We start from the raw sequence: 22242 nt of genomic DNA, 5'->3' as shown, positions 1-22242 counted from the left end.
TCCGCCCGGCCTGCGCATTGGAAGGCGTTGCCGAAGAAGGAGCGCCGATGCCTGCCCGCATCGTTTATTGCGACGACCAGAAGCCCGGAATCACCCGCCGCAAGCTGCGCGGCCACTGGGCGTATTTCGATGTCTCGGGCGAACGCATCACCGATCGCGACGAGATCGACCGGCTGAACGCCATCGGCCTCCCGCCTGCCTACACCGACGCGTGGTTCAGCCCGAACCCGAACGGCCACATCCAGGCGGTGGGTTGGGACGAGAAGGGCCGTAAGCAATATCGCTACCACGCCGCCTTCCGCGAGGCGCAGGAGACCGCCAAATACGAACGCTGCGCCGAATTCGGCCACGCGCTCCCCCGCCTTCGCAAGCGGGTCGAGGCCGATCTTGCCGGCCGCACGCTGGGCAAGGATCGCGCGGTCGCTGCGGTCGTCCGCCTGCTCGACATCGGCCACATCCGCGTCGGCAACGAAGCCTATGCAAAGGGCAACGAGAGCTTCGGCGCCACGACGCTGCGCGAGGACCACGCGGTCGTGAAGGGCAACACCCTCAAGCTCCAGTTCAAGGCCAAATCGGGCAAGCTGTGCACCAAGACGCTGACCGACAAGAGCCTCGCCCGCTTCGTCCGCGCCTGCCAGGATCTCGACGACCAGCATCTGTTCGCCTGGCTCGACGACGCCGGCGAAGCACATCCGGTCACCTCTTCGGACGTCAACGCCTATATCAAGGACGCCACCGGCGGCGACTTCACCGCCAAGCATTTCCGCACCTGGGCGGCCAGCGTCACCGCATTCGAGGCGCTGGCGTCGGCGCAAGCCGACCTCAGCCTGAAATCGCTGCTCGAACCCGTCACCCGCAAGCTGGGCAACACGCCCGCCATCGCGCGCAAATCCTATGTTCACCCTACGCTCATCGAACTTATCAAAAAGGGCCAGTCGGCGTTTCGCGCCGCACTTCGCCTGCCCCGCGCCTCGCGCCATCTCAGCCGTGCCGAGCGCGGACTGATCGCGTTTCTCGAAAGCGCGCACGCCTGAAGGTTACGCTTATGTCCAATTCCGCCGCGGCCAAGCCGCCGATCTTCGACGCCACCGATCTGCAGGTGCAGACCACGGGGATCGTCACCGCCAGTCTCGACTGGCTGCGCCTACACTGGCTGCAGATCCTCGTCGCCTTCGCGATCGGCACGGTCATCGTCGTGGCGCTCCACGGCCTGCGCCGGCTGGGCGCGCGGCTGTGCAGGAACAGCGACGACGCGCAGACCGGCTGGGCGACCGTCCTCGGCCGCGCGGTGCTGAAGACCGGCAATTTTTTCATCGTCATGCTCGCCGCCAAATTGGTCGCGGGCTATGCCGGTGCCCCGGCCCAGGTCGCCTCGACGATCGGCTTCCTCTTCACCGTGGCGGCGGTGTTCCAGGCGGCGGTCTGGGCGCGCGAGATCGTCCTCGGCGCGATCGAGCACCGCACGTCTTCCGAACATTATTCGGGCGAAGCGCTGCTCTCGGCGATGGGGCTGATCCGCCTGCTCGTCACCTTCGCACTGTTCGCGATCGCCCTGGTCGTGGTACTCAGCAATCTCGGGGTGAACGTCACCGGGCTGGTCGCCGGCCTCGGCGTGGGCGGCATCGCGATCGGCCTGGCGGCGCAAGGGATTTTCGCCGATCTCTTTGCCGCTCTCGCGATCATCTTCGATCGCCCGTTCCGCCGCGGCGACCAGATCAGCTACGATACCGCATCGGGGCAGGTCGAGGCGATCGGGCTGAAGTCCACCCGCATCCGCGGCATCGACGGCGAGGAGCGGATAATCTCCAATAAAAACCTGCTTGACAAGGAAATCCTCAACAACACCCAACGCAACCACCGCCGCGCCAAATTCGTCATCGGCGTGACCTATCAGACTCCGGCCGACGTCTGTACGCGCATCCCGGACATGCTCAAGGAAGTCGTCGAACAGAGCGGGAGAATCTTCATCCGCGCCGGTTTCACCGGCTTCGGCGCGTCGAGCCTGGATTTCGAGGTGCAGTTCGACAGCGACGGCGCCGATTACGCCAGCTTCTACGACGGCCGCACCGCGGTGGGCATCGCCATCCTCCAGCGCTTCAACGCCGAAAGGATCGACATCGCCTACCCGACGCAGGTCAATTTCACCGCCGCACCCGATGGATCGCTGGTGATGCCTTGGGCGGACATGCCGTCTCCCCCGACGACCGGCGACCACGCCTGACGTTGAAGACCGGGATACCACTCCCTCGTCGGAGAAGTGCAATCAGTTCAATATCCTGCACAGACTGAAGACGAGACCCGCGCAGCGAGAAGAAGATCTGTTCGCGCGGGGGACGCGGAGGACGCGGAGGTGTTTCGCTCAGGGGCAGACGTGCTGTGCAGCAACGCTGCTACCGATCTGATCGGCATTGCGACGTCGTAACGCTCCCGCGAAGCGAAACACCTCTGCGCCTCCGCGCCTCCGCGCCTCCGCGCGAACAAGTCTTCTTTCGCAATGCTGCGAACCGTCAGCGGACTTATGCCATTGCCCTTCCCCATAAAAGGGGAAGGGGCATGCTGGAAGCTCAGCCGTTGCGGATCTTGGCCATCACCTTTTCGTGCAGCCAGATGTTCATCTCGGCCGATCCGTTCTTCTCACCGGTATATCCGAGTTCGGTCGCCAGCTGCTGGCGGTTCGCCAGGCTGGGGTCCATGCCGATCAGCTTCATCAGGTCGACGATGGACGTGCGCCAATTGAGATCGGGATTACCCTTGGACGCGGCGATCTTCTCCAGGGCCGCCTCGGGGTCGATCTGCTTCTTGGGCGCGGGTGCCGGCGCGGCCTGGACCGGCGCGGCGGTGGGCTTGGCAACCGGAGCAGGTGCCGGTGCGACCTTCTCGTCCTCGTCGTGGCCGAAGATGGCGTCCTTGATCTTGCCGAAAATGCTCATGGGTCACTCCTTGATGGAGCCACCCCAACGCGCCGCCCGCAAGATGGTGTCCTCCGTCATTCCTCCCCGCTCCGCGGGGAGGAACAAGCGGCTAAATCCCGCCCTCGTCCAAACTGAGCAACGTCGCATTCCCGCCTGCGCTCGTCGTATCCACCGACACCGCCCGCTCGACGCAGAAGCGATAGAGGTAATGCGGCCCCCCCGCCTTCGGACCCGTTCCGGACAGCCCCTCGCCCCCGAACGGCTGGCTGCCCACCACCGCGCCGATCATCGACCGGTTGATATACAGATTGCCGACCGCGGCCTCCGCCTCGACCAGTTCGGCGGCGCGCGCGATGCGGCTGTGCAGCCCCATCGTCAGGCCATATCCCTTGGCGTTGACCGCGGCGATCGTCTCCGGCAGTTCGCCTGCCTGCCACGTCGCGACGTGCAGGACGGGTCCGAACCATTCCTGGGTCAGGTCGCCGATCGAACCCAGCCGGATCAGCGTCGGCGGCACGTACAGCCCCCCCAGGTCGCCGTCTTGCGGCGACCGTCCTTCGGAATCGCCGGGCACCGGCACCGTCTTCACCCAGCGCGCCCGCGCCGCCTCGCGATACGCCATCAGCCGGTCGTAGGCCGCACGGTCGATCACCGGCCCGACGTCGGTCGCCGGATCGCCGGGGTCGCCGACGATCAACGTGTCCATCGCGCCCTTGAGCATCGCGATCACGCCCTCGGCGACATCCTCCTGCACCAGCAGCAGGCGCAGCGCCGAACAACGTTGCCCCGCCGACCGGAACGAAGAGGCGACGACGTCCGCCACCACCTGCTCCGGCAGCGCAGTCGAATCGACGATCATCGCATTGATCCCGCCGGTTTCCGCGATCAGCGGCACGATCGGGCGGGCATCGTCTTCCAGCAGCGTCCGCGCGATCCGCTTGGCGGTCGCGGTCGATCCGGTGAACGCCACCCCTGCCACCCGCACGTCGCCGGTCAAGGCGCCGCCCACCTCCGGTCCGCCGGTCACCAGCACCAGCGCATCGGCCGGCACCCCCGCTTCATGCGCCAGTTCCACCGCGCGCGCCGCGATCCGCGGCGTCTGCGGCGCGGGCTTGGCGACCACGGTGTTCCCGGTCACCAGCGCCGCCACGGCCTGCCCCAGGAAGATCGCCAGCGGAAAATTCCACGGCGCGATCGCCGCCCAGACGCCCCGCCCCTCCAGATTCAGCGTGTTGCGCTCGCCCGTCGGCCCCGGCAGATCGATGGGGCGCAGTTTCGCTTTGGCTTCAAGCGCATAGTAACGGCAGAAGTCCGCCGCCTCGCGCACCTCACCGATCGCATCGGGGATGGTTTTGAAGGCCTCCTGCACGAGGATCGCCATCAGTTCTTCACGGTGATGCTCGATAAGGTCGGCGAGCCGTTCGAGACACGCGGCACGCTCCTCGACCGGGGTAGCGGACCAAATGGGGAAGGCGGCATGAGCATTGGTAATCGCCTCCCTCGCCGACATCGCCGCATCGCCCTCACCCTTCCCACCGCCTGCGGCGGCGGGCCCCTTCCCTCTCCCACCCGGAGAGGGAGGGAGGCGCGAAGCGCCGGAAGGGTGAGGGTGACCAACGTTGCTCAACACCGGCGTCTTCACCGTTGCCACCACCCCCCCCAGAACCCCCACATCGCTCAGATCCAACCCCGCCGAATTGCGATGCCCCCCCGCCCCGAACAGATCCCGCGGCAACGGAATGCTCGGATGCCGCGCGCCACCCACCGCTGCGATCTTCGCCACCGGGTCCGCCAATATCTCCGCCTCGCTCAGCCGCTCGTCCGCCAGTTGGTGGACGAAGCTCGAATTGGCGCCATTCTCCAGTAATCGCCGCACCAGATACGCCAGCAGGTCGCGGTGCCCGCCGACCGGCGCGTAGACCCGGCAGTGATAGCCGTTCTCCTGCACCAGCCGTTCATACAAGCCGTCGCCCATGCCGTGCAGCCGCTGGAACTCGAAATCGCGCGAATTGCCCGCCCATTCCATGATCGTCGCCACGGTCAGCGCATTGTGGCTGGCAAAGGCCGGGCGGATGTTCGCCGCCGCCAGCATGTCCTTGGCCACCGCGAGGTACGACACGTCGGTCGCCGCCTTGCGCGTGAACAGCGGGTAATCGCTCAGGCCTTCCACCTGGGTGCGCTTGATCTCGCTGTCCCAATAGGCACCCTTCACCAGCCGCACGTTCATCACCCGGCCGAGCGCGTCGGCCCAGGCGATCACCGGCCGCGCCCGCTTGCCGTAAGCCTGCACCGCCATGCCGAACCCGTCCCAGCCCTTCAGCACGGGCAGCGCCGCGACGGTGCCGATGATGTCCAGGCTCATCTCCAGCCGCTCGGATTCCTCGGCATCGACGGTCAGCGCGATCCCCTTTGCCGCCGCCTGGACCGCCAGCGCCTCCAGCATCCCGGTCAGCGCGGGCACGCACTCGCCCCGGCGCGCGACTTCATAGCGCGGGTGGAGCGCGGACAGCTTGACCGACACCGAATGGCCTGCCGCCGCGTCATTCCCCACCGCCGCGATCGCGCCTTCGTACGCGCGGAAATAGCGCGCCGCATCGTCGTGCGTGCGCGCCGCCTCGCCCAGCATGTCGAAGCTGGCGGTGAAGCCCTTGTGCTCGGGTCGCCGCATCCGGCGCATCGCCTCGTCGATGGTCCGTCCCATCACGAAGATCTCGCCCATCATCTTCATCGCCGCGCCCACTGCCTGGCGCACGAACGGCTCGCCCGCACGGCTCATCAGCCGGCGCAGCGGCCCGGTCTCGCCCTCGCCGACCAGCGCACGGCCGACGACCAGCCCCCAGGTCGCCGAATTGACGAGCAGCGAACTCGATTTGCCGGTGTGCGCGCGCCAGTCCGCCTCGCCTAGTTTGTCCGCGATCAGCAGGTCCGCGGTCGCCGGATCGGGCACCCGCAGGAACGCCTCCGCCAGGCTCAGCAGCGCGACGCCCTCCGACGAATTCAGCCGGTATTCCTGCAGGAAGCGGTTCACCCACCCCTTGCCCTGCGCCGCGCGCAGATCGGCGAGCAGCCCCAGCGCATGCCCCACCACGCGCTCGCGCGAGTCGCGATCGAGAGCAGCCCCGGCCAGCAGCGGTTTTAGAACATCGGGTTCGCTCGCGCGGTAGAACTTGCGCATGATGATGCGGGGGTCCGACGCTACGGCAGTGGCCATCTTCAAGGTTCCGGTCTAGCTGGGGCTTGGCAAGCGTCGCGATGCGCGCCTACAGAACGCTCGCGCTTAGCTGAGGGGATGACGCGTGGCGAGCCTGACCGTCGAAGAGATGAAGCGCCACGTCGGCATCGAGACGCTCAGCGACTGGGTGGAAGTGACCCAGGCGATGATCGACCAGTTCGCCGAAGCGACCGGCGATCATCAGTTCATCCACATCGATCCCGTCGCGGCCGCGCAGACGCCCTTCGGCGGCACGATCGCGCACGGCTTTCTCACGCTCTCGCTAATGCCGTTGCTGTCGTCGAAGGTCGCCGATGCGCCGCGCCTGGAGGGTGCGAAGATGGGCGTCAACTACGGCGGCAACAAGGTTCGGTTCCTGACCCCCGTCCGATCGGGCAGCCGGGTCAGAGGCCGTTTCAAGCTGCTGGATTTTCATGAAAAGCGGCCCGGCCAGTTCCAGCAGACCACCGAATTCACCGTCGAGATCGAGGGTGCGCCAAAGCCCGCCCTGATCGCCGAGTGGATGAGCCAGATCTTCGTTTGACAACCCCGTCTGATACCCGCCGAACGCGGGCATCGTGAAGTTTCGAAAATAGCTAAGGATAATCAATATGCGCTCAGCCGTCATCGTCTCCACTGCCCGCACCCCCATCGGTCGCGCCTATCGCGGCGCCTTCAACAACCTGCCCTCGCCGACGCTGGCGAGCCACGCGATCAAGGCCGCGGTCGAGCGCGCCGGACTATCGGGCGACGAAGTGCAGGACGTCGTCTTCGGCGCCGCGCTCCAGCAGGGGCATCAGGCCGGCAACATCGCCCGCACCGCCCTGCTCCGCGCCGGCCTGCCGACGACGGTCTCGGGCATGTCGATCGACCGCCAGTGCGCCAGCGGCCTCATGGCCATCGCGACAGCCGCCAAGCAGGTCGTCACCGACCGGATGGACGTCGTCATCGGCGGCGGCGTGGACAGCATCAGCCTGGTGCAGACGCCCAAGATGAACATCGCGCCCGACCCCGAATTGCTGCGGATGCACGCCGATATCTACATGCCGATGCTCCAGACCGCCGAGATCGTCGCCAAGCGTTACGGCATCTCGCGCGATCAGATGGACGCCTACGGCCTCCAGTCGCAGCAGCGCACCGCCGCCGCGCAGGCGGCCGGCCGCTTTGACGCCGAGATCGTACCGGTCGGCGCCACGATGGCCATCGTCGACAAGGAGACCAAGGCGGTCACCCACAAGGACGTGACCCTCACCAAGGACGAGGGCAACCGCGCCGACACCACGCTGGAAGGTCTCCAGTCGCTGAAATCGGTGCTGCCCGACGGCACGATCACCGCGGGCAACGCCAGCCAGCTCTCCGACGGCGCCTCGGCCAGCGTCATCATGGAGGAGAAGGAAGCGGAGCGCCGCGGCCTGGCCCCGCTCGGCCGCTACGTCGGCATGGCGGTCGCGGGCACCGCCCCGGACGAGATGGGCATCGGCCCAGTCTTTGCCATCCCCAAGCTGCTCGAGCGCTTCGACCTGACGGTGAACGACATCGGGCTGTGGGAATTGAACGAGGCGTTCGCGGTCCAGGTTCTCTATTGCCGCGATACGCTCGGCATCCCCGACGAACTGCTCAACGTCGATGGCGGCGCGATCTCGATCGGTCATCCCTACGGCATGTCGGGCGCGCGCATGACCGGGCACGCCCTGATCGAGGGCAAGCGCCGCGGCGCGAGATACGTCGTGGTGACGATGTGCGTCGGCGGCGGCATGGGCGCCGCGGGGCTGTTCGAAGTGCTGTGATGCTTGAAACTTTTACCCGATTCGGGTAATCGACAGTTCGGATGTTGTCATTGGCATCCTTTCTGTGTGAGCCCCGGTCGCTGTCACGGCCGGGGCTCAAAAACGTTTGGGGCCCGGCCTGTCAGCCGAGCCCCGCCCGTGTGCCTTACCGGCGACGCGCCACTTCGATGATCTTCACGACCAAGGTCGCAAAGGCGAAGAGCACGCCGAGGATCAGACACAAATCGGAGACTGTCATTGTGAAGCTCCCATCTGTGGTGGCAGCAGGATAGCTGCCGTCGCCGATCATGCCGGTGACGGTCCAGCGGCGCAACCAACCCACCCCGCGCTCGTTCTCCTGCCGAAATCACCATCAGGAGACGAGATCATGGCCGACAAGGACACGCCGCAGGAAGTCGCGGCAGCATTCATCGCGAAGCTGAAGGCCAGCCCGTTCGTGATGATCGGCCTCATGGACGGCCAGCATGCCGAGCCGATGACAGCGCAGCTCGACGACGATCAGCCCAACACGCTCTTCTTCTTCTCCGGCCCGGACAACCGCATCGCCCGCGGCGGCGAGGCGATGGCGCAGTTCGTCGGCAAGGGGCATGATTTCTTCGCATGCCTGGCGGGCACCGTCACTCGGGACAATGACCCCGCCCAGGTCGACAAACTCTGGAACAACCACGTCGACGCCTGGTTTCCGAACGGCAAGGCCGACGCGACGTTGCTGCGCTTCGACGTGAGTTCGGCCGAGCTTTGGGAGACGGACATCTCGCTGACCGGCCGGGTGAAGATGCTGTTCGGCGGCACGATCACGCCATCGGAATCGAGCAGCCACGCCAAGGTGGACGCCATCGCCTGAACCATCCGCGAAGGGCCGCCCGATCGAGCGGCCTTTCGTTGCGTCAGGCGTTCGCGGTGATCCATTCCTCCAGCACCGGCGCGATCTTGTCGCGCCAGCGCGAGCCGTTGAAAATGCCGTAATGGCCGGCGCCCTCGGCCATCAGATACCGCTTCTTGGCGTCGGGCAGGTTCGTCGCCAGCGTCAGCGCTGCCTTTGTCTGGCCCAGGCCTGAAATGTCGTCGCGTTCGCCCTCGATCGCGAGCAGCCCGATGTCGGTCACCGCGCCGATATCGACCAGCTTGCCCCGATGCGTCATCGTGCCTTCGGGCAGCGCGTGCGTCTGGAACACCAGGTCGATCGTCTGAAGATAGAATTCCGCGGTCATGTCGCAGACCGAACGGTATTCGTCGTAGAAGTCCTTGGTCAGATCGGCGCTGTCGTCGTCGCCGCTCACCAGGTGTTTGAACATCTCGTAATGGCTGACCATGTGGTTGCCCAGATTCATCGACATGAAGCCGGCGAGTTGAAGGAAACCAGGATACACCCGCCGCCCGGCGCCCGGGTGGCTCATCGGCACGGTGACGATGGCATTCTGTTCGAACCAGGAATGGGGTCGCTTGGTCGCCAACGTGTTGACCGCGGTCGGTGCCTCGCGCGTGTCGATCGGGCCGCCCATCATCGTCAGCGTCTTCGGCCGGCACGGATTGCCGTCCGCGCTCATCACCGCCGCCGCCGCCAGGCACGGCACCGACGGCTGGCAGACCGCCAGCATGTGCGACCCCGGGCCCATCGCCTCCAGGAACGCGATCACATAGTCGATATAATCGTCGAGATCGAAGCGCCCGTCCGACAACGGCACCAGCTTGGCATCGCGCCAATCGGTGATGTGGACGTCGGCAAACGGCAGCATGCGTTCCACCGTGCCGCGCAGCAGCGTGGCGTAATGGCCCGACATCGGTGCCACGATCAGCAGCTTGGGACCACTGTCGACACCCTCGCGCACGAAGCGCTTCAACTGGCCGAACGGCTTGCGGACGACCACCTCCTCGCGCACCGCCACTGTGCGACCGTCGATCATGGTGTGATCGAAGCCGAACGCCGGCTTGCCGCGCGGTGCCGCTGCATGCGCGAACACCTCCAGGGCCGATCCGACGATCGTGCCCCCGCCCAGATAGGCGAACGGGTTTGCCGGGTTCTGGAGCATCCCCGCGCCGAAACTGGCCATCGCGCTGGCGTTGGCGAGAAGCGAACGTTGCATTTCATAGGCGTTGTAGAGCATCGGGTTTCCTTAACCCCAGATAGGTTGCAGAAGCCGTAACGCATTCATGCCGCATCGCAACAGCGATTGCCGCGGTGGCCGCCCGCCTGCCGGTGACCCTCGCATTGAGCAGGCCACCGCGTCCTGCTAGGCGCGCGACATGACGTCCCCCTCGACCGCCGATCCGACGCCGCCGCCCGAACGCCGCCGCATGGGCGAACTCGCGATGGTCTGGCATTTCGCGACCCGTTATCCAGGGCGCATCGCGCTGGCATGGTGCGCGCTGGCGGTGACGTCCGCGGCGACGATCGCGATCCCCTATGGCTTCAAGCGGGTGATCGACCGCGGCTTCGGTCCCGGGGCCAGCGGCGACATCGCGTCGGCCTTCCACTATCTGCTGATGATCGTCGTGGTGCTGGCGATCGCCACCGCGATCCGCTTCTATTTCGTTTCCTGGCTCGGCGAACGCGTGGTGGCGGACGTGCGCGCCGCGGTGCAGACCAACCTGCTGCGCCTCAGCCCCCGCTTCTTCGAGGAAAACCGCCCTTCGGAGATCGCGTCGCGGCTGACCTCCGACACCGCGCTGATCGAGAACGTCGTCGGCAGCACCGTATCGGTGGCCCTGCGCAGCGCGTTCACCAGCGTCGGCGGGATGATCTATCTCTTCGTGCTCTCCCCCAAGCTCGCCGGGATGATGATGCTGGGCATCCCGCTCATCATCCTGCCCATCACGGTGCTCGGCAAGCGCATCCGCAACTATTCGCGCACGTCGCAGGATCGGATCGCGGACGTCGGCTCGATGGTGACGGAGACTCTGGGGGCGATGAAGATCGTCCAGGCCTTCGGGCAGGAAGCGCGCGAGACGCGGCGGTTCGGCGATGCGGTCGAGGCATCGTTCGGCGCCGCAAAGCGCCGCATCGCGCTGCGCGCCATCATGACCGCCATCGTCATCGGGCTGGTTTTCGGCTCGATCACCCTCGTCCTTTGGGAGGGCGCGATCGACGTCGCTGCCGGCCGGATCAGCGGCGGGTCGATCGCGGCATTCGTGCTCACCGGCGGGATCGTCGCGGGCGCGTTTGGCGCGCTGACCGAAGTCTATGGCGATCTGCTGCGCGGCGCCGGGGCCGCCAGCCGGCTGTCCGAACTGCTCCGCGAGCGCGCAGAGATCGCCGCGCCACCAGCCCCGATCCTCCTGCCCGTCCCCGTGATCGGCACCATCGCGTTCGAACACGTCCGCTTCCACTATCCGACGCGCCCCGAGGTGGCTGCGCTCGAAGACTTCACGCTGGCGGTATCGCCCGGTGAGACGGTCGCGATCGTCGGCCCGTCGGGTGCGGGCAAATCGACCCTGTTCCAGCTTGCGCAGCGTTTCTACGATCCGGAAGGCGGCCGCGTCCTGATCGACGGCGTCGCGCTGCCCGACGCCGATCCCGCCGCGATCCGCGCACGGATCGCCATGGTGCCGCAGGACGCGGTGATCTTCGGCGCGTCGGCCCGCGACAATCTCCGCTATGGCGACTGGACAGCCTCCGACGACCGGCTGTGGGCCGCCGCTGAGGCCGCCAATGCCGCCGAATTTTTGCGTCGCCTTCCGCAAGGTCTCGACACCTTTCTCGGCGAAGGCGGCGCGCGCCTGTCCGGCGGCCAGCGGCAGCGCGTCACGATCGCCCGCGCGCTACTGCGCGACGCGCCGATCCTGCTGCTCGACGAGGCGACCAGCGCGCTCGATGCGGAAAGCGAACGGCTGGTTCAGCAGGCGCTCGAACGCTTGATGGCGACCCGTACCACCTTGGTCATCGCCCACCGTCTCGCCACCGTGCGGGCGGCCGACCGGATCATCGTGATGGATGACGGTCGGATCGTCGAACAGGGCAATCACGCCACGCTGATCGCGCGCGGCGGCATGTATGCGCGCCTCGCCAGCCTGCAATTCCAGGAAGCGGCCTGACCGACGGGACTGGTGACCACGCCCTTGTCGGTCGTTCTCCCATCCACCTACCGTCACCCCAGCGCAGGCCGGGGTCCATCGTGCGGCAGGCTGAATGGCTGCGGTCTGCATACGCCCTCGCCCCGGACACTATGGACCGCCACCGCGTCGGGGTGACGGTGACGGGAAACCTACCGCTGGCCCCTGCTGGAGAGGAAACCACCGGCCTCGTCTGCTGGCGAAAGGATTTCGCCGAAGGGCTTGCCGCCCCCGCGGGCACGGCACATGACAGCCGTACAGGAGAATATCCATGCGCGACTTCGACATAGTGGTATTCGGCGCGACCGGCTTCACCGGCCGGCTGGTGGTCGAATATCTGACGCAGACCGGCGCGACGCGCTGGGCGATGGCCGGACGCGATCTGGCCAAACTGGCCCAGGTTCGCGATGCTGTCGGCGCCCTCGCCGATACGCCGCTGCTCACCGCCGACGCCGACGATCACGTATCGCTGCGCACGCTCGCCGAACGGACAACCGTCGTACTGACCACGGTGGGACCATATCAACTCTACGGTTCCGCGCTCGTCGCCGCCTGCGCCGCCACCGGCACGGCCTATGTCGATCTGTGCGGCGAACCGGCGTGGATGCGGCAGATGATCGACGCGCATCAGGATGAGACAAAGCACACCGGCGCCCGTATCGTGTTCAGCTGCGGCTTCGACTCCATTCCTTTCGATCTCGGCGTGCTGACCCTTCAGGACGCGGCAAAGGCGCGCTACGGTGCTCCTGCGCCGCGGGTGAAATGCCGGGTGCGCACGATGAAGGGGGGCTTTTCCGGCGGCACCGCGGCAAGCCTGAAGGCTACCTTGGCCGCGGCGGCGCGCGATCCATCGCTTATCAAGCTGCTCGCCAGCCCCTTCGCGCTGACCCCCGGCTTCTCCGGCATACGCCAGCCGACCGGGCTGATCCCGGAATATGACGCGACGATCCAGGCGTGGGTCGCACCGTTCATCATGGCGCCGATCAATACGAAGAACGTCCACCGCACCAGCTTCCTGCTCGGTCAGGCCTATGGCACGGACTTCGTCTATGACGAGATGGTCGTCGCTGGGCTGGGCGACATCGGCCGTGCCGCTGCTGAGGCGCTGGCCAAACTCAATCCGCTCGCCAGCGACAAGGGGCCGAAACCCGGCGAAGGCCCCTCCAAGGAGGAACGCGACACCGGCCATTACGACATCCTTTTCGCCGGACTGATGCCCGACGGCAGCCGGATCGACACGATCGTCACCGGTGATCGCGATCCGGGCTACGGATCGACCAGCAAGATGATCGCCGAAACCGCCCTGCTCCTGGCCGAAAGCGCGCACGCCGGAGGGCACCAGGGTGGCATCTGGACCCCGGGCGCCCTGCTCGGCACGAAGCTGCGCGATCGGCTTGAAGCGAGAGCGGGGCTGACCTTCACCACCGAATGAAGGCTGCGCCCGCCCCTGTCCTACAAGCCCGAGACGTGTCACCCTTGCCACCGGGCCAGTACCCGCGCTCTTTCTCATCGGTGCACAAAATCAAAGCGACCGCACGGGGTCGTGGGAAGATTGCATCTTGCTCATATGCGCGATGATAGAGAAGTTACGCACCGCGCGGCCACTCTAACGCCGCCTGCCCTGGTGCCGGATGTTGGCCGGCCGCCCCCGCCGCTTGAGGAACCGCGGCGGTGAAGAACCGGGAGCCGCACCTTTCCCCTCGGGCAGTTCGAACCTCAGCGCTCCCGATACCGGGTTCGCATCCGCCAGCTTGAGCGTCAGGCGCTGACCAAGCGCGAAGACGTCGCCGCTGGTTTCCCCGGTCAGCGTCCGCGCGCCCTCGTCGAACCGGAAATATTCGCCGCCCAGGTCGCGCACCGGCATCAGCCCGTCGCCACCGATCGCCTCCACGGTTGCGAAGAAGCCGAAATTGGTGATCCCGGTAATCCGTGTCTCGACCATCTGGCCAACGCGCTCGGAGAGGAAGGCTGCGACGTAACGGTCCGTGGTATCGCGCTCGGCTTCCATCGCGCGCCGCTCCAGCCGGCTGATCGCCTCGCCCACCCTCTCCATTTCGGCGGGGTCGGGCGCCGCGCCGCCGGGGCCTAGCGCATAAGCCGCTACCAACGCGCGGTGGACGACCAGATCGGCGTAGCGGCGGATCGGCGAGGTGAAATGCGCGTAACTGCCCAGCCCCAGCCCGAAATGGCCGTGGTTCATCGGCCCGTAATAGGCTTGCGTCTGCGTCCGCAGCACCTGCTCCATCACCTGCGGCCGGAAGTCCGCGTCACCTATCCGTTCCAGGATATGGTTGAAGGTCGCCGGCCGCACCACCTGCCCCAGCGCGAACGGCACGCCGAAGGTTTCCAGATAATCCTTCAGCGCCACCAGCTTCTCGCGGCTCGGCGGCTCGTGATCGCGATACATCACCGGTGCCTTCTTCGCCTCCAGCGCCTTGGCGGCGGCGACGTTGGCGGCGATCATGTAATCCTCGATCAGCCGCATCGAATCCAGCCGCTCGCGCGGCGCGACCGAGAGGATGCGGCCCTGTTCGTCGAGGACGACGCGCCGCTCGGGCAGGTCGAGTTCCAGCGGCGCCCGCGCGTTACGTGCCTTGGCAAGGGCATGCCAGCAGTCCCACAGCGGCCGGAGGATGGCTCCCAATTCCTCCCCGGAACGGGGAGGGGGACCAGCCTCACGCTGGTGGAGGGGCAGCCCAGCGGGATTTTCGCCCGTGGCTACCCCTCCACCACTCGCTTCGCGAGCGGTCCCCAGCGCGGGGTCGATCATGCCCCCGGCATGATCTTGGATTGCCGGGGGCAATCCAACCCCGCGCTCCATCCCAGGGAGGAATGAGTCGGCGACAGCCTGCGCGTCCTCATACGCGATATTCGCCGCGATCCGCACCAGCGCGCGCGTGAACCGCCACCCCTTCAACACCCCCGAAGACGTGATCTGCAAGTGACACGCCAGCGCCGCGCGATCCTCCCCCGCCTTGAGCGAACACACGTCGGCAGACAGGATCTCGGGCAGCATCGGCACCACGCGATCGGGAAAATACACCGAATTCCCCCGCGCCCGCGCCTCGCGGTCCAGCGCCGATCCGGGGCGGACGTAGAAACTGACGTCGGCGATCGCGACGATCGCCTTCCACCCGCCCGGATTGGCGGGATCGTCGTCGGGCGCCGCCCACACCGCATCGTCGTGATCGCGCGCATCGGCGGGGTCGATCGCGACGATGGGCAGATGGCGCAGGTCTTCGCGATCGTCGCCCAGCGGGCGCTGCGCGACCGCCTGTGCCTCCTCCAGCGCTTCGGCGGCGAACACGTCGGGGATGCCCAATTTGTGAATCGCGATCAGCGAGAAGCTGCGCGGCGCGAACGGATCGCCCAGCCGCTGGACGACGCGCGCGGTGATCCGCGGCGGCCGACCAGCCTTTTCGGCCAGCACCAGATCGCCCGCCTGCGCATCCCCCGCGTCGGACACCGCCACTTCGCGCCGGTCCTTCTTGTCGACCGAGGTGAGCCACATCCGCCCGGCCTCCTCGCGCAGCACGCCCAGCATCTGTTCGGATGCGGGCGCGAGCACCTTCATCGGATGCGCGATCCACCCCGCCCCCGCTTCTTCGGTGCGCGCCAATATCCGCTCGCCGACGCCCAGTTCGCCGCGCTTGCGCTCGCGCACGCGCAGCCGCGGCGGCGGCGTCTCCGCTTCCCAGCGCTCGGGCACCGCCCAGACGTTGCCGCCATCGTCGACATCCGCGATGCGCAGCACCGTCACCTTGGGGATGCCGCCCATCCTGTGGAAGGCACGGCCGGGGGCGGAGTCGATCAGCCCCTCGTCAGCCATGTCCTTCAACAAGGCCTTCAAGGCGATCTTGTCCTGCGCGTGCAGGCCGAACGCGCGCGCGATCTCGCGCTTGCCCGCGGGCACGTCCGAAGCGGCGATGAAGGACAGGATCTGGTCGCGGCTGGGCAGGCCGGGGGGAGGTTTACGCATGGCGTGAGAGATAGGGTTTCGCGGCGCTTGCGTCACCCGCTATGAACCCGGTCCCATGACAATGATGACTTACGACCTGCTCGTTGTCGGCGGGGGGATCAACGGCACCGCGATCGCGCGCGAGGCGGCGCTGAACGGCTGGTCGGTGCTGCTCGTCGAGAAGGGCGACCTGGCAGGCGCGACCTCGTCCGCCTCGACCAAGCTGATCCACGGCGGGCTGCGTTACCTGGAATATTACGATTTCCGCCTGGTCGCGGAGGCATTGCGCGAGCGCGAGCGGCTGGTGAAGGCGGCGCCGCACATCATCCGGCCGATGCGCTTCGTCCTGCCGCACGAAAATGCGGTGCGGCCGTGGTGGATGGTCCGCGCCGGGCTGTATCTCTACGACCTGCTCGGCGGACGGATGACGCTGAAGCGCTCGCGCGGCCTGAAGACCAGGGATACCGCCTATCTGGCGCCGCTGAAGGGATCGGGGCCAAAAGGCGTCAGGGGCTTCGTCTATTCGGATGCCTTCGTCGATGATTCGCGCCTCACCGTGCTGAACGCGGTCGATGCCGCGGACAATGGCGCCGAGATCGCGGTGCAGGTCGGACTGGAAAGCGCCAGGCGCGAGGGCGACGTCTGGCGCGCGGCGTTGTCGGACGGGCGCACGGTCGCGGCCAAGGCGCTGGTCAACGCGGCGGGGCCTTGGGTCGCGCAGCTGCTCGGCCGGCTCGGGGTGAATGCAGCCGCCGGGGTGCGCCTGATCAAGGGCAGCCACATCGTCGTTCCGCGGCTGTACGCGGGTGACCACGCTTATATCCTCCAGCAGCCGGATCGGCGAATCGTGTTCGCAATTCCCTATCAGGACGACTTTACTGAGGTCGGCACCACCGACGTACCGGTCGATGCGCCCGAGGATGCGGTGATCGACGACGACGAGATCGAGTATCTGTGCGAGGCGGCGAACCGCCATTTCACTGCGCAGATCGCGCCCGCCGACGTCGTCGCCACCTGGTCGGGCGTCCGTCCACTCTACGACGATGGCGCGGATGAGGCGCGGGCGGTGACGCGCGATTACGTGCTGGAACTCGATACAGCGGGGCCGCCGCTGCTTTCGATCTTCGGCGGAAAGATCACCACGGCCCGCCACCTCGCCGAAGAAGCGGTAGCCAAGATCGCGACGCCGATGAACCGAACCGTCACGCCGGTGACGCGGGAGCGCGTCTTTCCTGGCGGCGGGATCGCCGGTCTGGCAGATCATGTCGCGGAGGTTCGGGCGCGTTGGCCCTTTCTGGGCGATGCAAGGGCCGAACGGATGGCACGGGCCTATGGTACGCTGCTCGCGACCATGCTGGCCGGGATCGGGGATGAGCGCGCCATGGGCGCGGCGTTCGGTGCGGGGCTGACCGAAGTGGAGGCGCGTTGGATGCGGGAGCGCGAATGGGCGCGCACCGCCGACGACGCGCTGGATCGCCGTTCGAAGCTGGGGCTGCACATGACCGCAGACGAGCGGGAAGCGTTCGCGCTTTGGTGGTGCGCGACCTTCCCGGGAACATGATCCGGCAAGACAGCGCCGCGATGCCAACGGTTGCACAAACTTTATGCCGCATTGCACAATTTGCAATTGCAACCCAGCTGGCGCCGATGCACAAGGATCAGGCCTTTCAGGCATCCTCTCCTAAAACTTTTAGAGGCCGGACCTAGTCCGGCCCTTTTTTTGTCCGAAGCGTTCGACTATGCGGCTGTCGTCGTCGCGCCGAATAATGAAAAATTCGGAGTGGAAGCCGCCGGCGAGACCGGCACCGGCGCCATGACATGCGGGGGATCGAGCCAGGCTCTCCCCCGCATCGTTCCTCGGGAACAGCGCAGCAACACTCGGCTCAATATGACCGTCCGATCAGCACCCGTTCGACCGCGGGATCGCCGGTGAAGACGCATGGGCCCGAATCGTCTCCGCTCTGACCGGAAGGCGCGTTGCGAATCGTCAGTCTGAGCGCCTTCAGCCGCGCGACGACCGCATCGAGTGCGGCACCCGTCGGCTTGGACCAGCGGACATCGACCCAGCCGGGGTTTCTGACCGCTTCGGCGAAATGCGCCTCGACCGCCGCCCAATCGTCCACCGGCACGATATTCGCCCGCAGCGCCGTGGTCGCCTGGGCATGGAGCGCGCCCTGGATATCCTCGAGCATCGCCGCCGCCTCGCTCAGAAAGGCGTCGCGCGGGACGACGTGGCTGTCGAGCTTGCCGTCGTGGCGATAGAGGCGGTCGCGGCGGATCACCGACACGTTGCCGCCCGCGACGTCGCGCCCGCCGACCTCGATGACCACCGGCGCGCCCTTCTTCACCCAGCCCCAGCGCTTGGCCGCGGCCTTGGCGGGCTTGAGATCGAGCAGGGCGCGGATTGGTTCTCGCAGCGCAGTCAGTCGGGCAAGATCGGCCTGCAACTCCTTGCAATAGCTGACGATCGCCTCATCCTCGGGCTGATCGCGCAGCATCGGCACGATCACGATCTGCCAGGGCGCGATCGCCGGCGGCACGCGCAAGCCGTCGTCGTCGCCATGCACCATGATGACGGCACCGATCATCCGCGTCGACACGCCCCAGCTGGTGGTGTTCGCCAGTTCCAGCTGCCCGTCGGCATTCTGGAAGCGGATGTTCTGCGCGGTTGCGAAATTGGTGCCCAGAAAGTGCGAGGTGCCTGCCTGAAGCGCCTTGCCGTCCTGCATCATCGCCTCGATCGAATAGGTCGCGACCGCGCCGGGGAAGCGTTCGTTCTCCGGCTTCTCGCCCGCCACGACGTGGAGCGCGAGGCAGTCCTCGGCGAAGCTGCGGTACACTTCGAGCATCTTCAGCGTCTCTTCGCGCGCCTCCTGCGCGGTGGCGTGGGCGGTATGGCCCTCCTGCCAGAGAAACTCGCTCGTGCGCAGGAACATGCGGGTGCGCATCTCCCAGCGGACGACATTGGCCCATTGATTGATGAGCACGGGCAGGTCGCGCCACGACTGAATCCAGCGCGCGAAGGCGGTGCCGATCACGGTCTCCGAAGTCGGCCGGACGACCAGGGGTTCCTCCAGCTTGGCGGACGGATCGGGCATCAGCCCGCCCTTGCCGTCGCTCACCAGCCGGTGGTGGGTGACGACCGCCATCTCCTTGGCGAACCCCTCGACGTGCTCGGCCTCTTTCTCGAAATAGGAGAGCGGGATGAACAGCGGGAAATAGCAATTCTCATGCCCCGTCGCCTTGATGCGATCGTCGAGCAATCGCTGGATGCGTTCCCAGATGCCATAGCCCCAGGGGCGGATGACCATGCAGCCGCGCACGCCCGATTCCTCGGCCAGATCGGCCTCCGCGATGACGGACTGATACCAGGTGGCGAAATCGGCTTCGCGGGTGAAGGGGAGCGCATGTTTTATCATGCGCGGGCGATAGCGCCCCGGCGCCCGCCAGTCACCACCGTGCTTGTACCGCAGCGCAGCATTCCGCATAGGGCGGCATGGAGCAAGATCGCATCCTGCCTGCCATCGCGTTGCGGCTGCTCTCGGTCGTGATCTTCGTCATGATGGGCGTCGCCATCAAGCTGGCGCAGGGTGCCGGCGCGAGCATCGGCGAAATCCTCTTTTTCCGGCAGTTCGGGGCGTGCGTGCTCGTCGCCACCGTCATCGCCACCGGTCCTGGGCTGCGCTCGATCGCGACGACGCGACTGTCGGCGCATGTCGTGCGCGCCGTGGTGGGCCTGTCGGCGATGGCCCTGACCTTCAACGGCATCGTCGCGCTGCCGCTGGCGGAGGCGACCACGATCGGGTTTACCGTGCCGATCTTCGCGACCATCCTCGGTGCGCTGGTCCTGCGCGAACCGACGGGTTGGCGGCGGTGGGCAGCCGTCGCGACAGGGTTCGCCGGGGTGCTGATCGTCGCGCAGCCGAGCGGGACGCATTTCCCCCTGTGGGGCGCCGCCTGCGCGCTGTCCGGTGCGCTGGGCACGGCCCTGGTAACGATCCTGCTGCGGCGGATCGGGCGCACCGAAGCGGCGCTGACCACGGTGTTCTGGTTTTCCGCGCTGTCGTTGCTCCCCCTGTCGCTCATCTACGCCCAGGCGGCTCAGCCGCACGAAGCGATGACGTGGTTCTGGCTCGCGGGCGTCGGGCTGCTCGGCGGAGCGGCGCAGATCGCGATGACCAGTTCGCTTCGGCTGGGCGCGGTGTCGCTGGTGGTGCCGATGGATTATTCCAGCCTGTTGTGGGCGACGCTGTTCGGATGGCTGGTCTTCGGCACCATCCCGGCGCAGGCCACCTGGATCGGCGCGCCGGTCATCATCGGCAGCGGGCTGTATATCGTCTGGCGCGAGCATGTCCGCCGGCGGGTGGAGACGGAGCAAGCCATTACCTGAACCGCTTGATGCGCGCAGGGCGATCCGCCACGCTGGGACATGCGCCATTTCCTGATGCTCGCTTCCCTGCCGCTGCTCCTCGCCGCCACGCCGCCGTCCGCGGAGGCCGATGCCGTCTTCGAGCGGGTGTGGCGGGCGGAATGGGCCTGGCGGATCGATCAAGGCATCGCCGATGCCGCGCCGGGTCAGGTCAGTCCGCATCTGCCCGACGAGTCGCCGGCAGCCCATGCGCAGCGGGCGACACGGTGGCAGGCGACGCTCGACTCGCTGGACACGCTTTCGCCCGCGGCATTCTCGCCAGACCGGCGGATCGACTTCGAGGTCTATCGCGCGCAGATCGCCGCGCTGCTCGACGACGAGCGGTTTCGCGAATGGGAGAAGCCGGTCAACGGCGACAGCGCCTTCTGGTCCGACATCCAATATGCCGCGCAGGGGCAGTTCGCGGGCGGCGAGAAGGATTATCGCGCGTATCTGGCGCAGCTGGACGACCTGCCGCGGTGGATGGACCAGCAGATCGCGAACCTGGACGCGGGGCTGAAGCGCGGCTTCACCCCGCCCGCCATCGTCATGATCGGTCGCGACAAGCCGGTAGCCGCGATCGCGCAAGCCACCGATCCTGCCGCCACGGTCTTCTTCGAGCCGTTCGCCAAGCTGCCGGCCGGGATGGCGCCGGCGACGCGCGAGGATTTGCAGGAGCAGGCACGCGCGACGATCCGCGGCAAGGTGATCCCGGCCTATGCCCGGCTGCTGGCGTTCCTGCGGACGCGGTATCTGCCGGGATTGCGACCCGAACTGGCGGCGACCCGTCTCCCCGACGGTGCGGCTTATTATCGCAGCCGCATCCGCGCCTACACCACGCTGGACATGAGCGCGGACGACATCCACGCGCTGGGCCTGCGCGAGGTGGCGGGTATTCGCGCGGAAATGGAGCGGGCCAAGGCGGATGCGGGGTTCACGGGCGACCTCCCCGCCTTCCTGACCTTCCTGCGTACCGACCCTCGCTTCTACGCCAAGACGGCGGACGAGCTGCTCAAGGAAGCGGCGTGGGAAGCCAAGCGATTCGACGGCTTGGCGGCCAAATGGTTCGGGCGGCTGCCGCGCCAGCGATTCGCGATCCGGCCCGTGCCCGACGACATCGCGCCATTCTATACAGCCGGGCGCGGCGGGCCGGGCGTGTATTTGGTCAACACCTACAACCTGCCGTCGCGCCCGCTGTTTCAGCTGCCCGCGCTGACGCTGCACGAAAGCGCGCCGGGGCATGCGTTCCAAATCCCGCTCGCGGCCGAGAACACCGCGTTGCCCGCGTTCCGGCGCAACAGCTATATCTCGGCCTATGGCGAAGGCTGGGCGCTCTATACCGAGCGGCTGGGCGACGAGATGGGCTTCTATCAGACGCCCTACGAGCGGTTCGGCATGCTGAGCTATCAGATGTGGCGTGCAGTGCGGCTGGTGGTGGATACCGGCATCCATGCACGCGGATGGACGCGCGAGCGGGCGCTCGCCTTCCTGCGCGACAATACCGCTCTGTCGGAGCGTGAGGTGACGACCGAGGTCGATCGCTACATCGGCTGGCCAGGCCAGGCGCTGAGTTATTATCTCGGCGAGATCGCGATCCGACGCGCGCGGGCGAAGGCGGAGAAGGCGCTGGGCACGCGCTTCGACGTGCGCGCGTTTCACGACACGGTGCTGAGCTTGGGGAGCGTGCCGCTGCCGGTGCTCGAGTCGCGAATCGACCGCTTCATCGCCGAGGAGGGGGTGTCCCCCTATGCCGATGCGCCGGAACCGGACAAACCACACGCTACGTCGGCAGCGAAATCGTCCCTCCCAAGCCGCGCCGCGAAGGCGGATCACTCCAGACGATGACGCGCGGCCGGGCATGCGCCTGAGCTATCACGCGCCATTTCGTGTAGGACAGCCCGGCGAGGCGGAGGCTG

Annotated in this window: 16 protein-coding genes; 10 read left to right on the top strand and 6 right to left on the bottom strand. The window is 67.0% G+C overall.

The window, feature by feature from the left end; translation table 11 throughout:
- Positions 1-47: 47 nt before the first annotated feature.
- On the top strand, positions 48-1034 hold the full coding sequence (locus tag VF643_RS09275; protein ID WP_331043102.1) for a DNA topoisomerase IB: 987 nt from the start codon (positions 48-50) through the stop codon (positions 1032-1034).
- A gap of 11 nt (positions 1035-1045) precedes the next feature.
- The gene (locus VF643_RS09270; RefSeq protein WP_331043101.1) at positions 1046-2221 is read left to right on the top strand and encodes a mechanosensitive ion channel family protein; all 1176 of its coding nucleotides are present in this window, start codon (positions 1046-1048) and stop codon (positions 2219-2221) included.
- A 343-nt stretch (positions 2222-2564) separates the two neighbouring features.
- On the opposite strand, the gene VF643_RS09265 is transcribed toward VF643_RS09270, so the two are convergent.
- Positions 2565-2930 (bottom strand): DUF3597 domain-containing protein, encoded by a 366-nt coding sequence (locus VF643_RS09265; RefSeq protein WP_331043100.1) that lies wholly within the window; start codon positions 2928-2930, stop codon positions 2565-2567.
- A gap of 91 nt (positions 2931-3021) precedes the next feature.
- Positions 3022-6123 (bottom strand): bifunctional proline dehydrogenase/L-glutamate gamma-semialdehyde dehydrogenase PutA, encoded by a 3102-nt coding sequence (putA, locus tag VF643_RS09260; protein WP_331043099.1) that lies wholly within the window; start codon positions 6121-6123, stop codon positions 3022-3024.
- A 109-nt stretch (positions 6124-6232) separates the two neighbouring features.
- Here putA and VF643_RS09255 point away from each other — a divergent pair, with 109 nt between their 5' ends.
- Together VF643_RS09255 and VF643_RS09250 are read left to right on the top strand one after the other, a co-directional pair.
- Positions 6233-6667 carry a MaoC family dehydratase gene (locus tag VF643_RS09255; RefSeq protein ID WP_414713838.1) on the top strand — a complete coding sequence of 145 codons (435 nt, stop codon included), beginning with the start codon at positions 6233-6235 and terminating at the stop codon, positions 6665-6667.
- Between the two features lie 67 nt (positions 6668-6734).
- Positions 6735-7910 (top strand): acetyl-CoA C-acyltransferase, encoded by a 1176-nt coding sequence (locus VF643_RS09250; RefSeq protein ID WP_331043097.1) that lies wholly within the window; start codon positions 6735-6737, stop codon positions 7908-7910.
- Between the two features lie 145 nt (positions 7911-8055).
- Here VF643_RS09250 and VF643_RS09245 read toward each other — a convergent pair whose 3' ends face one another.
- On the bottom strand, positions 8056-8232 hold the full coding sequence (locus VF643_RS09245; RefSeq protein ID WP_331043096.1) for a hypothetical protein: 177 nt from the start codon (positions 8230-8232) through the stop codon (positions 8056-8058).
- 45 nt (positions 8233-8277) lie between these two features.
- Here VF643_RS09245 and VF643_RS09240 point away from each other — a divergent pair, with 45 nt between their 5' ends.
- Positions 8278-8754: a pyridoxamine 5'-phosphate oxidase family protein gene (locus VF643_RS09240; protein WP_331043095.1), complete on the top strand. Its 477-nt coding sequence runs from the start codon at positions 8278-8280 to the stop codon at positions 8752-8754.
- A 43-nt stretch (positions 8755-8797) separates the two neighbouring features.
- Here the strand turns inward: VF643_RS09240 and VF643_RS09235 are convergent, their stop codons facing one another.
- A complete protein-coding gene (locus VF643_RS09235) occupies positions 8798-10015 on the bottom strand; it encodes a polyhydroxyalkanoate depolymerase (protein ID WP_331043094.1) in 1218 nt (405 codons plus the stop codon).
- A 139-nt stretch (positions 10016-10154) separates the two neighbouring features.
- Between VF643_RS09235 and VF643_RS09230 the strand changes: the two genes are divergently transcribed.
- A complete protein-coding gene (locus VF643_RS09230; RefSeq protein WP_331043093.1) occupies positions 10155-11942 on the top strand; it encodes an ABC transporter transmembrane domain-containing protein in 1788 nt (595 codons plus the stop codon).
- A 289-nt stretch (positions 11943-12231) separates the two neighbouring features.
- Positions 12232-13392: a saccharopine dehydrogenase family protein gene (locus VF643_RS09225; RefSeq protein WP_331043092.1), complete on the top strand. Its 1161-nt coding sequence runs from the start codon at positions 12232-12234 to the stop codon at positions 13390-13392.
- 174 nt (positions 13393-13566) lie between these two features.
- Here VF643_RS09225 and VF643_RS09220 read toward each other — a convergent pair whose 3' ends face one another.
- Positions 13567-15939, bottom strand: a complete 2373-nt coding sequence (locus tag VF643_RS09220) for a ribonuclease R family protein (RefSeq protein WP_331043091.1) — start codon at positions 15937-15939, stop codon at positions 13567-13569.
- Positions 15940-16003: 64 nt separating this feature from the next.
- Here VF643_RS09220 and glpD point away from each other — a divergent pair, with 64 nt between their 5' ends.
- Positions 16004-17479 carry a glycerol-3-phosphate dehydrogenase gene (gene glpD, locus VF643_RS09215; RefSeq protein ID WP_331043196.1) on the top strand — a complete coding sequence of 492 codons (1476 nt, stop codon included), beginning with the start codon at positions 16004-16006 and terminating at the stop codon, positions 17477-17479.
- Positions 17480-17801: 322 nt separating this feature from the next.
- On the opposite strand, the gene VF643_RS09210 is transcribed toward glpD, so the two are convergent.
- Entirely contained in the window at positions 17802-19337 is a 1536-nt protein-coding gene (locus tag VF643_RS09210) for an aminoacyl--tRNA ligase-related protein (RefSeq protein ID WP_331043195.1), read from the bottom strand.
- Between the two features lie 77 nt (positions 19338-19414).
- Here VF643_RS09210 and VF643_RS09205 point away from each other — a divergent pair, with 77 nt between their 5' ends.
- The gene (locus tag VF643_RS09205; RefSeq protein WP_331043090.1) at positions 19415-20308 is read left to right on the top strand and encodes a DMT family transporter; all 894 of its coding nucleotides are present in this window, start codon (positions 19415-19417) and stop codon (positions 20306-20308) included.
- Positions 20309-20347: 39 nt separating this feature from the next.
- The gene (locus tag VF643_RS09200) at positions 20348-22171 is read left to right on the top strand and encodes a DUF885 domain-containing protein (RefSeq protein ID WP_331043089.1); all 1824 of its coding nucleotides are present in this window, start codon (positions 20348-20350) and stop codon (positions 22169-22171) included.
- Positions 22172-22242 lie beyond the last annotated feature (71 nt).

This window comes from Sphingomonas sp., assembly GCF_036387595.1.
Classification (GTDB): Bacteria; Pseudomonadota; Alphaproteobacteria; order Sphingomonadales; family Sphingomonadaceae; genus Sphingomonas.
Note: the sequence above shows the minus strand (reverse complement) of the source record. Positions and strands in the feature narration are given on the sequence as shown.